Source organism: Pseudomonas sp. ACN5 (assembly GCF_002303975.1).
In the GTDB taxonomy this organism is placed as follows: Bacteria; Pseudomonadota; Gammaproteobacteria; order Pseudomonadales; family Pseudomonadaceae; genus Aquipseudomonas; species Aquipseudomonas laurylsulfatiphila.
Genome location: NZ_MRCP01000003.1, coordinates 109695 through 122851, shown reverse-complemented (window position 1 = coordinate 122851; position 13157 = coordinate 109695). Strand labels below are relative to the sequence as shown.

The 13157-nt window shown below is 59.3% G+C and carries 13 protein-coding genes; 10 read left to right on the top strand and 3 right to left on the bottom strand.

Features of this window, described 5'->3' with window-relative positions:
* The first annotated feature begins 93 nt into the window (after positions 1–93).
* From BSF40_RS06685 to BSF40_RS06670, 4 genes are all read left to right on the top strand, one after another.
* A complete protein-coding gene (locus BSF40_RS06685; RefSeq protein ID WP_095964525.1) occupies positions 94–981 on the top strand; it encodes a LysR family transcriptional regulator in 888 nt (295 codons plus the stop codon).
* 92 nt (positions 982–1073) lie between these two features.
* Positions 1074–1928 carry a formate dehydrogenase accessory sulfurtransferase FdhD gene (gene fdhD, locus BSF40_RS06680; protein ID WP_095964809.1) on the top strand — a complete coding sequence of 285 codons (855 nt, stop codon included), beginning with the start codon at positions 1074–1076 and terminating at the stop codon, positions 1926–1928.
* The gene (locus BSF40_RS06675) at positions 1925–4273 is read left to right on the top strand and encodes an FdhF/YdeP family oxidoreductase (RefSeq protein WP_095964524.1); all 2349 of its coding nucleotides are present in this window, start codon (positions 1925–1927) and stop codon (positions 4271–4273) included. Before fdhD ends, BSF40_RS06675 begins: the two co-directional genes overlap by 4 nt.
* 369 nt (positions 4274–4642) lie before the next feature.
* On the top strand, positions 4643–5134 hold the full coding sequence (locus BSF40_RS06670; RefSeq protein WP_095964523.1) for a glycine zipper domain-containing protein: 492 nt from the start codon (positions 4643–4645) through the stop codon (positions 5132–5134).
* Between the two features lie 66 nt (positions 5135–5200).
* Here BSF40_RS06670 and BSF40_RS06665 read toward each other — a convergent pair whose 3' ends face one another.
* The 3 genes from BSF40_RS06665 to BSF40_RS06655 all read right to left on the bottom strand — a co-directional run bounded on the left by BSF40_RS06665 (position 5201) and on the right by BSF40_RS06655 (position 9207).
* Entirely contained in the window at positions 5201–5623 is a 423-nt protein-coding gene (locus BSF40_RS06665; RefSeq protein WP_095964522.1) for a thioesterase family protein, read from the bottom strand.
* Between the two features lie 176 nt (positions 5624–5799).
* Positions 5800–7026 carry a 3-hydroxyacyl-CoA dehydrogenase gene (locus tag BSF40_RS06660; RefSeq protein ID WP_095964521.1) on the bottom strand — a complete coding sequence of 409 codons (1227 nt, stop codon included), beginning with the start codon at positions 7024–7026 and terminating at the stop codon, positions 5800–5802.
* Between the two features lie 246 nt (positions 7027–7272).
* Entirely contained in the window at positions 7273–9207 is a 1935-nt protein-coding gene (locus BSF40_RS06655) for an ATP-dependent DNA helicase RecQ (protein ID WP_095964520.1), read from the bottom strand.
* 263 nt (positions 9208–9470) lie between these two features.
* Here BSF40_RS06655 and BSF40_RS06650 point away from each other — a divergent pair, with 263 nt between their 5' ends.
* From BSF40_RS06650 to BSF40_RS06625, 6 genes are all read left to right on the top strand, one after another.
* Entirely contained in the window at positions 9471–10535 is a 1065-nt protein-coding gene (locus BSF40_RS06650; protein WP_095964519.1) for a S8 family peptidase, read from the top strand.
* A gap of 410 nt (positions 10536–10945) precedes the next feature.
* On the top strand, positions 10946–11284 hold the full coding sequence (locus tag BSF40_RS06645) for a hypothetical protein (RefSeq protein ID WP_095964518.1): 339 nt from the start codon (positions 10946–10948) through the stop codon (positions 11282–11284).
* A gap of 13 nt (positions 11285–11297) precedes the next feature.
* Entirely contained in the window at positions 11298–11465 is a 168-nt protein-coding gene (locus BSF40_RS06640) for a hypothetical protein (RefSeq protein WP_331459849.1), read from the top strand.
* Between the two features lie 336 nt (positions 11466–11801).
* Entirely contained in the window at positions 11802–12101 is a 300-nt protein-coding gene (locus BSF40_RS06635; protein WP_095964516.1) for a hypothetical protein, read from the top strand.
* Between the two features lie 256 nt (positions 12102–12357).
* Positions 12358–12528 (top strand): YhfG family protein, encoded by a 171-nt coding sequence (locus BSF40_RS06630; RefSeq protein ID WP_095964515.1) that lies wholly within the window; start codon positions 12358–12360, stop codon positions 12526–12528.
* Positions 12529–12584: 56 nt separating this feature from the next.
* Positions 12585–13136 carry a Fic family protein gene (locus BSF40_RS06625; RefSeq protein WP_256589441.1) on the top strand — a complete coding sequence of 184 codons (552 nt, stop codon included), beginning with the start codon at positions 12585–12587 and terminating at the stop codon, positions 13134–13136.
* The last annotated feature ends 21 nt before the right edge of the window (positions 13137–13157 follow it).

The window sequence follows — 13157 nt, the reverse complement described above, 5'->3', positions numbered from 1 at the left end:
AAAGCCTAGACCACGGCCGCCACTTGCGAATCCAACCCGACCAATGACCCCGCTTGCGATAGAATCCGCACCTTCCCGCGCCCAGGAGCGAAGATGGACATCAAGCAGCTGAAATTCCTCATCGCGCTCGACGAAACCCGCCATTTCGGCCAGGCCGCCGCACGCTGCCACATCACCCAGCCGACCCTGTCCATGCGCCTGCGCAGCCTCGAAGAAGAACTCGAGCTGCCGCTGGTCAATCGCGGCCAGCGCTTCGAAGGCTTCACCGCGCCGGGCGAGCGGGTGCTGGCCTGGGCGCGCACGGTGTTGGCGGCCTATGACGGCTTGTATGCCGAGGCCGCTGCCTGTCGCGGCAATCTGGTCGGCACGTTGCGCCTGGGCATGGTGCCGTTGTCGAACTTCGATCCGCTGCCCCTGCTGCAACGCCTGCACGCCCAACACCCGAACCTGCGCTTCGAGCTTTCAGCGTTGAGTTCGGAACAGATCCTCGAACAACTGGCGAACAATCGCCTGGATCTCGGTGTTTCCTACCTGGAACGCCTGGACGCCGAACATTTCGACTCCCTGGCCTTCAGCGAAACCCGCATGGGTCTGCTCTACGACCAACGCTTCTTCACCTTTGGCGAGGCGCCGCTGAGCTGGGAATCGTTGATCGAACTGCCACTGGGCATGCTCACCAGCGGCATGCACTTTCGCCAGTCCATCGACCATAACTTCCATAGCCGCGGCCTCACCCCACAACCCTTGCTGCAGACCGACGCCGTCCATCAACTGCTTCAAGCCGTGCACGGCGGCCTGTGTTGCGCCGTGATGCCCCTGGACGGCGGCCTCGAAGGACTGACCGAACACTTGCGCCTGCAACCGATCGAGAACGCCCAGACCCTTGGCCGCCTGGGGCTGATCATGCGTCGCAGCGCGCCACGCTCGGCCTTGGCGGAAGCCTGTTTCGCGATCTATCAGCAATCACTGGCGAGCGCTTGATCGACGGCATCTATCGGTAGATCAGTATTAGCGATTAGACGCGACAGTTTGCCGCGCCTAGTCTTAAAGCTGATCAAACCGTGGGTGATGCCATGAACACCAAGCGCCCTGCCTGCGCGGCGCCTGCCCTCGAAACGCCCGCGCCCGCCGCCAGCCAGACGTACAGCTACAGCAATTTCCGCCCCACCGAAACGGAAAGCGTCGAATCGGACAGCACCGCGCTGGCCGAGGAAGTCGCGTTGGCGATTGCCTATAACGGCATCAGCCAGGCGGTCATGCTGGTAACGCCAACGGATCTGGAGGACTTCATTGTCGGCTTCAGCCTGGGCAGCGGCATCATCCAGGACGCCACGGACATCTACGACCTGCAACTGAGCGGCTCGGGCTCGGCGCAATACGCGCAAGTGACCATCGCCAATCGCGCCTTCTGGAACCTCAAGCAGCAGCGTCGGCAACTGGCCGGCACCAGCGGTTGCGGGCTGTGCGGCGTAGAAGCGGTCGAGCAGGCGTTGCCGGACCTTCAGGTATTGCCCGGCGCCCCGCTGCCACCCGTTGAATGGCTCGATGGCCTGCGCCAGCGCATCGGCGCCTTCCAGCCGTTGGGCCAGCATTGCGGTGCGGTGCACGCAGCGGTGTTCATGAACGACCAGGGCGAGTTGCTGATGGGCCGCGAAGACATAGGCCGACACAACGCCCTCGACAAGCTGATCGGTGCCCTTGTCCGCCAAAACATCCCGACCGCCGGCGGGCTGGCGATTGTCACCAGCCGCTGCAGTCTCGAATTGATCCAGAAAGTCCTGCGCGCCGGCATCCAGACCCTGGTCAGCCTGTCGTCGCCCACGGGCCTTGCCGTGCAATGGGCTCGGCGCCACAACCTCAACCTCATCCATTTGCCACAGAAGAATGCGCCGCGGGTCTACAGCCCAACGTTGGAGAATCAAGCGTGAGTCAACACCGTCAAGCCGACCAGACCCCCGTCCCTCGCTACAAGCCCTACAAAGGTCCTGCCGGTGGCTGGGGTGCTCTGATCAGTGTGGCCCAGGCCTGGTTGACCAGCGACAACGCACTGAAAAACCTGCGCATCATGCTCAAGACCAACCAGAACGGTGGCTTCGACTGCCCGGGTTGCGCCTGGGGCGATTCTCCGGAAAAGGGCATGGTGATGTTCTGCGAGAACGGCGCCAAGGCGGTGAACTGGGAAGCGACCAAGCGCCGTGTCGACGCCAAATTCTTCGCCAGACACAGCGTCACTTCGTTGCTGGAGCAGAGCGACTACTGGCTCGAATACCAGGGTCGCCTGACCGAGCCGATGAGCTACGACGCCGAAACGGACCGCTATAAACCGATCAGTTGGGACGACGCTTTTGCACTGATCGCCAAACACCTGAACGGCTTGTCGAGCCCGGACCAGGCCGAGTTCTACACCTCGGGCCGTGCCAGCAACGAAGCGGCTTATTTGTACCAGCTGTTCGTGCGCGCCTACGGCACCAACAATTTCCCTGACTGCTCGAACATGTGCCACGAGGCCAGCGGTGTGGCGCTGTCGCAAAGTGTCGGCGTCGGCAAAGGCACCGTGACGTTCGACGATTTCGAACACGCCGATGCGATTTTCGTCTGGGGCCAGAACCCCGGCACCAACCACCCACGCATGCTCGAACCGCTGCGTGAAGCGGTGAAACGCGGTGCGCAAGTGGTGTGCATCAACCCGCTCAAGGAACGCGGCCTGGAACGTTTCCAGCACCCGCAACACGCGATCGAAATGCTCACCAACGGCGACAAACCGACCAACACCGCGTTCTTCCGCCCAGCCCTGGGCGGTGACATGGCGATCATGCGCGGCATGGCGAAATTTATCTTGTTGTGGGAGCGCGACGCACAGAAAACCGGCGCACCCGCGGTGTTCGACCATGACTTCCTCAATGAGCACAGCGCCAATGTGCTGGAGTACCTGGCAGTCATCGACGACACCCCGTGGGAGCAGATCGTCGAGCAGTCCGGCCTGACCCTGGTCGAGATCGAGCAAGCGGCGCGCATGTACGCCAAGGGCAAGAACGTCATCATGTGCTGGGCCATGGGTATCACCCAGCATCGCCATTCGGTGGCGACCATCCAGGAGATCGCCAACCTGATGCTGCTGCGCGGCAACGTTGGCCGCCCGGGTGCCGGCCTGTGCCCGGTGCGGGGTCACAGCAACGTGCAGGGCGACCGGACCATGGGCATCAACGAACGTCCGCCGGCAGCCTTTCTCGATGCCCTGGAGCGCCGCTTCCAGTTCAAGGTGCCACGCCACAACGGCCACAACGTGGTCGAGGCGATTCATGCCATGGCCGAAGGCCGGGCGAAAGTCTTCATCGGCCTGGGCGGCAACTTCGCCCAGGCCACGCCGGACAGCCCGCGCACGTTCCAGGCTTTGCAAAACTGTGACCTGACCGTGCAGATCAGTACCAAGCTCAACCGCAGCCATTTGACCCACGGCAAGGACGCGTTGATCCTGCCGTGCCTGGGCCGCACCGACATCGATATCCAGAACGAAGGCCCGCAAGCAATCACCGTCGAAGACTCGTTCAGCATGGTCCACGCCTCCAATGGCCAGTTGCAGCCGCTGTCGAACCAGATGCGCTCGGAACCGGCGATCCTGGCCGGCATCGCTGCCGCGACCCTGGGCAGCCACCCGGTGGACTGGAACTGGCTGGTGGCCGACTACAGCCGCATCCGCGACCTGATCGCCGAGACCATTCCCGGTTTCAACGACTTCAACGAGAAGGTCAAGAATCCCGGCGGTTTCTACCTGGGCAACAGTGCCGGCGCACGCAAGTGGAGCACCGCCTCGGGCCGGGCCAACTTCCGCCCGAACGCACTGCCCAAAGACCTGGTGCACGAACGCACCCGCGCCACCGGTGTGCTGCCGGACCTGATCATGCAATCGATGCGCTCCCACGATCAGTACAACACCACGATCTACGGCCTGAATGACCGCTATCGCGGGGTGAAGGGACAACGCGACGTGTTGTTCGTCAACGAGGCCGACATCATTCGCCTGGGCTTCAAACCGGGGCAAAAGGCTGACATCGTTTCGCTCTGGGACGATGGTGTCGAACGTCGGGTGAAGGGCTTCACACTGCTGGCATTCGACATCCCGGCCGGGCAAGCGGCGGCGTACTACCCGGAAGTGAATCCGCTGGTGCCGCTGGAAAGCACCGGCGATGGCAGCCATACCCCGACATCGAAGTTCGTGGCGATCCGGTTGGAAGCGGCGAGCGAGACCGGGTTGATCATGGCCAGGTCTGCGTAACGCGTCGCCTGAGCCGGCCTCTTCGCGAGCAAGCCCGCTCCCACATTGGATCTTCAGCGAACACAAATTTTGTGAACGGCAGAGATTCAATGTGGGAGCGGGCTTGCTCCGGGCGGCGTTCCGACGAATACGGTAGATCAAACAACAAACTTTCTGAATTCTGCACTTTCCTTTCGCCCACAAAAAAGGCCGTTTCCTCATGGAAACGGCCTTTGCGAAGTAGTAAAAGACCGGCAAAAAAACGTTAAGTTCCGCCCAAAAAACAGCAACTTGCAATATTGTATACAAGTCGTGTTATTCGTCGGATTTCGATTGTCACGCCCATTCCAGAGCCTCAGGATCGCGCCGTCATCCCCTTGAGGTTCCTCCATGAAGTTCTCCTCGATTCTCTTGTTGTCCCTTGGCCTGGTCAGCGGTATCGCGTCTGCTGGCGGCACCACCGAAGCCGGTGTAGGCGGCGCATTGGGCGGGGTTCTAGGCTCGGTCGTCGGTCAGTCGTTAGGCGGCAGTACAGGCTCCACCATCGGCGCGGCCCTGGGCGGCGCGGGTGGTAGTGCCGTCGGCGCAAACAAACACAGCCGTGGCGAAGCGGCCATTGGCGGTGCGTTGGGCGCCGCGGGCGGTAACGTGGTCGGCCGCAGCGTGGGCGGCACCACCGGCAGCCTGATCGGCGCAGCAGCAGGCGGCGGCGCCGGTGGCGCGCTGGGTAACTACATGGGCAAAGAGTACGATAATGATGACGACGACGATCGTCGTTCGTATCGCGGCCATGGTGATCGTCGTTACTACCGTGACGGCCATCCAGGCCGCGGCCATGCCTATGGCCATCGCAAGCACCGCCACAAGTACTACCGCGACTAAGGCCTCGAGCGCCTCGCTGATCAGTACAACAAAAATCGCAGCCCAAGGGCTGCGATTTTTTTTGCCTTACTGAACCACCAGACGCTCCAGCGCCCCGCGTAACCTGGCAGGAATCGCCACGGGTTGATTCGACCCGCGATCGACAAACACATGCACGAAGCGCCCTGCCGCACAGGCTTCATCCTCGCCTTGCTTGAACACGGCCAGTTCGTATTGCACCGAACTGTTGCCCAACTTGCCCACGCGTAGACCGATCTCGATACGATCCGGGAACGCGATGGACGCAAAGTAATCACAGGAGGAGCTCACCACGAACCCCACCACCTCGCCGTCATGGATATCCAGGCCGCCGACTTCGATCAGGTAAGTGTTCACCGCCGTATCGAAGAAGCTGTAATAGGTGACGTTGTTGATGTGACCGTAGGCGTCGTTGTCGTGCCAGCGGGTGGTGATGGGCTGGAAGTGGGGGTAGTCGGTGCGTTGGGGCATTGGCGTTGCATCCTGGAATGAGTTCACCAAGTCTAAGGCGAAAACCGCGTTATCGTTCTTCGCGAGCAAGCCCGCTCCCACAATTGATCTTCGGTGAACACAAATTTTGTGTACGACCGATATCCAGTGTGGGAGCGGGCTTGCTCGCGAAGGCGCCCTTGCAAGCGCCACATCAATCACATGTCAGCAAAGCCCTTGCCCGCCACCGCCAACTCTCCAATCAACTGCGCCGGGTTCCAGTGATCGCCCTGACGCGTCTCAAGATCGATCAGGCGCCGATGGATATCCGCCAGCCCTTGTTGATCCGCCCAGGCCATCGGCCCGCCCTTGTCCGCCGGAAAACCGTAACCATTGAGGTAGACCAGATCGATATCCCGAGCCGATCCGGCAATGCCTTCCTGCAGGATCTTCGCGCCTTCGTTGACCAGTGCCAGCAAGCAGCGCTCGAGAATCTCCTCCGGGCCGATATCGCGACGCTGAAATCCCAGCTCTTCACTGACTTGAAGCACCAGTGCATCGACCTGCGGATCGTGCTCGGCCTGCCGGCTGCCCGGTTCGTAATGGTAAAAACCGTTGCCACTCTTTTGGCCGAAACGTCCCATCTCGCACAGTCGATTGTCCACCTGAACTTCAGGCGCGTCCTGCCCGACACCGGACAGTTGCCGTGCTCGCCACTGCAGGTCGACGCCTACCACGTCGAACATGCGGAACGGCCCCATGGCGAAACCGAACCCTTGCAGCGCTGCGTCCACCTGGTAGGGATAAGCCCCTTCGAGCAGCATTTTCCGCGCCTCAAGCACATAGGTATTGAGCATGCGGTTGCCGATGAAACCGTCACAATTGCCCGCCACTACACTGACCTTGCCCATGCGCTGGCCGAGCGTCAGCGCCGCGTCAAGGACTGCCGGAGCAGTCTGCGCGCCACGGACGATCTCCAGCAGCTTCATGATGTGCGCCGGGCTGAAGAAATGCAGGCCCAGCACTTGCTGTGGCCGGCGTGTGACTGCCGCGATAGCGTCGATGTCCAGCGCCGAAGTATTGCTCGCCAGAATCGCCTCAGGTTTGAGCAGGCCATCGAGCTCACGGAAGATTTTCTGCTTGAGCTCAAGGTTTTCGTACACCGCTTCGATGACCAGGTCGACATCGCGGATGGCCACATAACCATCGGCCGCCGTTACGCGCGCGATACGGGCGTCGGCTTCTGCCTGATCAATGCGGCCCTGACGCACACTGTGGGCATAGGTGTCCGCCACGGTTGCCATTGCCTGTTCCAGCATTTGCGGATTGTTGTCGACCCACTGCACGGCCACTCCGGCGTTGGCCAGGCACATGACAATGCCACGGCCCATGGTGCCCGCGCCGATGACGGCGGCGCGCTGAATATTCGACGGTGTCTGGCTCATGTTTTGTTCTCTTGTTGGCGATCCGAAGACAGCCACCACCATAGTCAGCCACTGCACATTTTTGAAATTTATTCCTGTGATGAGCAACATTCAGCGGATGGATATAGCCCTTTGAGTACACCGTAAATCCCTGTGGGAGCGAGCTTGCTCCGGGCGGCGTTCCGACGATGGCGATTTGTCAGTCACCATCACTGTTGAATGTGCCGGCCTCATCGCGAGCAAGCTCGCTCCCACAAGGGTTGTGGTTCAGCCTGCCAGATGCCGCTGGGCCCACCCGCGTACCTCGGCGTACGGATAATCTTCCAGCGCCGCAAATCCGGGAATCGCCCGTGCCTTGAGTTTGGTGAACAGCGGCACGCTGATCCCGCACAGAAACCGCGTCACGCGTTCAGCCGAAGGCACGTTGTCCGTGTGCTGCTCGTGCCTGTGGATAAAGTCGCCACACAACGCTTCGAAATTTTTATCCACAAGCGCCGGCAACTCTGGTGGTGCCGGTAGCCGCGCCACATGCCCATGACACACCGAACAATGACCACATTGCTGCGGAGCATTGTGGTCGCCGAAATACTCGGCCAGGCGATAGCCCAGGCAACGGTCGGTGGCGAACAGATCCAGCATCGCGTGAATCCGCGCGATCTCGGTGTGTTCATGCCGAGTGAAATAACTGTGCAGCTCTTCGCTCAACGCGGCGCTGTCGAACCCGCTTTGCAGCACGCTGTAGACCTCGGTCATCTGCTTGCTTTCGAGCTCCACCCAACCCTTCTCCTGGAAGTAGTCCAGCGCCTTGACCACCCGACTGCGCTCGGCCTGATGCTGCTCGTGCAACGTCTCGAAATTCACCGTAGCCCAGGTCCGGGCGCGGCTGGAGGTCTGGATGATCGCAGCGACAAAATCCCTGCGCTCGCCTTCAAAACGCGCCAACAGTGCCTCGGGCTCCTCCAGATACTTGAAACGGTACTCGGCGTAGTAGGCGTAACGCGGTGCGATCAACCCGCGCAGTTCGAGTTGCACCAGCAAGGTCTTGAGCGGCAATTGGCGAATATTGCTCTGATCCGCCAACGGCCCCAGCAGAAACTCCCACTGCCCTTCGGGTGCTGCGGCAAGCATCTCGTCCAGCACGCAACGAATGCCATCGAGCTCGGGGGTGTCGCCGTAGACGAAGTTCTCCAGCACGTTGAGGCTGTCGCGGTTGGCCAACACCAGGCAGTCCGACGGCTGCCCGTCACGCCCGGCGCGACCGATTTCCTGGCTGTAGTTTTCGATGGATTTGGGCAGGTCGAAATGCACCACATTGCGGATGTCGCTTTTGTCGATGCCCATGCCAAAGGCGATGGTGGCAACGATGCAATTGGACTGCCCGCCCATGAAGCGGCGCTGGATCGCTTCCCGTTGTTCATGAGGCAACCCGGCGTGATAGGCCTCGGCCTGAATGCCGTTGCGGTTCAGGTGTTCGGCGATGTGTTCCGCCGTTTTTTGCAGGGTGACGTAGACGATGCTGGGCTGGTCCGCACGCAGGCTCATCCACTCGACGAGGCGTCTGCGCTTGTCCGCTCCACGAACCGGTTCCACCAGCAAATTGAGGTTCGGGCGATAGAAACCGGTGGTTACCACATCGTCGGTGGCGATGGCGAACTTCGCCTGCATGTCGGCGATGACCCTGGGCGTCGCCGTTGCGGTCAGCAGCAGCACCTGAGGGATATTGAACTGGCGTTGATAGTCGGGAAGCTTGAGGTAGTCCGGGCGAAAGTTGTGCCCCCATTCGGAGATGCAATGCGCCTCGTCCACCACCAGCAGCGAGATCGGTACTTGCTGCAGAAAATGCCGGAAGCGCTCGTTCTTCAGGCGTTCCACCGAGATCATCAGAATCTTCAGTTCACCGGATTTTGCCCGAGCCATGACATCGCTGGCGTCATCGCGGCTCTGGGCCGAATCGATACTGCCCGCCGAGATGCCGTGGCGTTGCAGGAACGCCAGTTGATCCTGCATCAACGCCAGCAACGGCGAGACCACCAGCGTCAGGTGCGGCAGCAACAACGCCGGCAATTGGTAGCAAAGGGATTTGCCGGAACCGGTGGGGAAAATCGCCGCCGCCGAACGCCCGGCCAACACGGCACTGACGGCCGCCTCCTGACCGGGTCGAAACTGTGGATAACCGAAAACCTGTTCCAGGGTGTTGTGCATAAGCTGTCACTCCATTGACCGCTGCGGAGTCAAAAGCCTAGCCGGCGATTGCAGCGAGTCGAGAAAAGGTCGGGGGCGAAAACGCTACGGGATGATACAGCGTCCCAACCCACCGCCCCTTGGCCATAGGTTGAAACACAGGAGGCACTTTGCCCACTGATCTCGGCCTTACATCACCCGGTATGGTTTACCGCCATCAACTTCCGCCAGGTATCCATCATGCAGGAAGCCTGAGATACGCGGATCTTTATCAAGGAACGACCATGTCCCCACAACACTTTTTTCCGCTTGCCTGCACCCTCGCACTCCCCCTTCTTTTGAACGGATGCCTGACCGTCGCGCAACAGCCTTCCCTGAACACAGCAGCATTTGAAACGCCGGAGTATCAGGCCCAAAAAGGTCTGGCGATTGTCAACGCATCAAGTCTTTATGCCCGCGGCGGCACCGGCCAGGATGTAGCTGTCGCACTGATCGATTCGGGTCTGAACAGCAGCCTGCCGGCGTTTCGAGGAAGGCTCCGTGATCCGGGTTTTGACCATGTCGAGAATCAGGTCGGCACTTTTGATCGGGTCGGTCACGGCACCCAGATGGCCGGCATCCTCGCAGCCAACAAGGATAATCAGGGCATGCACGGCGTCGCGTTCAACGCACAGCTGATCCCCTATCGCTTCGGCGACGACAACGAACCCTTTTTCTTCGACCGTGAAATCGCTCAGTCCTGGCAAGCAGGTTTCGACAAGGGCGCGCGCATCCTCAACAACTCGTGGGCCAACGCCATTCCTGCGACCGAAATCAACGAGGCGCGTTACAAGCAAGTCATGCCGCAATCACTGGTGACCGCGCGGAAACTGGTTGAGGACGGCGCCGTCTTTGTTTTCCCTACCGGCAATGAACTGAAACGAGAACCCTTGGCTGAACCCGGCTTGCCTGTCGCCCTACCCGAACTGGAAAAAGGCTGGATCGCGGTGGTTGCGTTGAAAAACGACGGCAGCGCCATCAATGCCAAATCCAACTATTGTGGCGTGGCGGCAGCCTGGTGCATTGCTGTACCGGGTGGCGACTCCGGTGCAGGGCAAGGCCTGCTGACCACCAACAAGGATGGCACCTACACCCAGACAGCTGGCACCTCGCCTGCTGCCACGCTGGTCAGCGGAGCATTGGCGGCACTGCAAAGTCGTTACCCCGAGCTCACTGCGCAGCAAGTGCGCGAGCGTCTGCTGGCGACGGCGAACCGGACTGGCCTCTATGCCAACAGTGAAGCGTACGGTAGAGGCTTGATGGATCTGGAAGCAGCCTCGCGCCAAGCGCCAGAAGTCATGACCGAGTAAGCCTGTAGGGGTCGTTCGGCAGCGTCGAGACAACCTCACCAGTCTGAACCACCCACACGACTCAGGCCCCTTGTGGGAGCGGGCTGGCTCCGGGCGGCGCTCCGACGAAGAGGTCAGCACAGCCACTGTAAAACTCGAAACACCCGACATTGTCCGAGGCACCCTCTACCGAGAGGTAATGCGAAGCGACTGAGAACGCTGTAAGCATTTTTACCTCTCGCCATTTCACGTTGAAAAACCAGCAACAACCTGTAGTCCCCTTCCTCCAAATATGACAAAACCCTTACAAAGCCTGTCGACCTCAGCCGTCTTGTCCCCCAACGCCATACCCTCCTATAGTTTCCTGCGCGGCTGAAAACAGTGTCTCGGCCTGCCGGGAACACTTGCCGATTTCGCACAGGACGCACTCAATGAAAAACCGCGACTCACTAACAACCCGCTACCACCCGCTAAAGACCCGCTACAGCGAAACCCCGGTGCTGGTCATCGATACCGAGGCCGATCCCTACGAGATCCTCGACGCCGCCCGACAACGCATCCGCGCCGCCAGCGACCTGCTCGAAACCCTTTATTGCACCTGCTTCAAACAGGCCGAAGCGAGTGACATCCCCAATATCGTCAGCGCCCTGTACCTGCTGACCCAGGACGGCAACGACCTGCTCGACATCGCCCGCCAGCGCTTGCCGAAACACGTTGCTTGCCCCACCACAACTCCCTGTGGGAGCGGGCTTGCTCGCGAAAAACGATAACGCGGTGAGCCAGATGAAAAACAAAATACCCGATACCCAAGAACCGCTCGTACAAGCAGCCTACGACGCATGGTTCAAAGCCCAAGTACAAGCCGGCCTAGACGATTCCCGCCCCTCCATTCCAAATGAAGAGGCTAAACGCTTGATGGCAATCAAACGCGAAAAATTGCGCAAGAGATAAGCCCGTCAGCAACGCCCTATCAAAGCTTCGGCAAGGTCCTACAAAACAAGACACCTTATCGGCTATCGATGACCAGCCACTCAATCCTATAGTCCGGGCTGTCGCTGCCAAATCAGCGACCGGGTTTGGTCACCCGAATAGGGAACTCATTTTGCTTCCGATGTATGCTGCGACACCTCAAGTGTTTGCACGCTATATGGTGGCTGTGTTCGGGACGTCTTCGGGCGTACCGGCAATGTGAGTTCTCACCGGTTTGACCAACCCGAACACAGTCCGCCTCCCATCGCTTGGTCACGATAATGGCGGTTTTTTCTAAAGCACTTGAGAATTCTCACAATGAACAAATGGAATCCGTTCACCAACGAACGCTACCTGCCGCTCCACACCAACCTCACCGACACTACACCGCTAATCATCGACACAGAAGCCAACCCCCAAGACATCCTCGAAGCCGCACTTCAACGCATCCGAGCTTCCAGCGAGCTCCTCCAAACCCTGCACTGCCAAAGTTTCAAGGACGGTGACGTCGAAGACATTCCCCACATCACCCACGCACTTTATCTCCTGACCCAAGACGGCTGCGACCTGCTCAAGGTTGCCCAGCAACGAATGTTGAACTGGAAAGCCCCGGTCTGACGCCATGCACTCGCAAGTAAGCCGCCTGCCCATTGGTGCCGGTTTGCTTGCGATGAAAAAGGAGTAGGTAAGTGGCATTATTCTGGCTGTTAAAGCGCATTACAGCTGGAATAATGGCAGTTCATGCGCGGTTATCGCCGGCCTTATTCCCATGGTGTGCATGGAAATGGTCAACCCCGCGAAACATCAAAAATACCGGTCTATCGACCAAATCCTTTGAGCTACACTGGGTCATTGCACTAAAGAGGCAGATGTCATGAGCGAACTGACTTTCCAGCAAAAGCAGGATTATTACGACAAGGTGCGCCGTTCAAACTATCTGGCGAGCTTGCGCCTTGAAGGCTTCAATACTTCCCGTGCAGACGCAGAAAAACCACTGCCGACGCGGGAGTCGGTGCTCGAAAAATATCGTCAGAACCCACGTTAATGGTGGATAAATATGGGGTCTGACAAGACCCCTATTGCTACCCAGGTAGCGACGTTCTGCGTAACTTGCTCAATATCCAAGACGAAGAACAGCTACAAAAAGCGGAGCGAGAACTCTCAGAAATTGCCGTCAGCAATTTTCGCCTCCTCCCCCCTCCATACGACCTTAGCCTTCTACAACACATTCATAAGACCTTGTTTTCAGATATCTACGAATGGGCGGGATTGCTGCGAACTGTCAACATCCGCAAAGGCGACACACTTTTTTGTACCGCAGACCGAATTGCCCCTGAAACCGAGAAAATTTTTCGCGTCATGGAGGGTGCTTCGTGGTTTGTCGGAACCAGTAAAACCGAACTAGTCGAGAGGATTGCTGAATCGTACGGTGATCTTAACGTCGTTCACCCTTTTCGTGAGGGCAACGGTCGCGCTCAAAGGATCCTATTCGAACAGATCATCATTAATGCCGGCTTTGCAGTAGATTGGTGGCTGATAAAAGACGCTGTATGGGTACCCGCGAATATCGCTGCGGTGGCCTGCGACTACCGTGGTCTTGAAGCTATTTTCGAGCATTGCATTGGTGACCCGTTGAATGCTCCACATACTTGACCGTTTCCCGCTCCAACATCG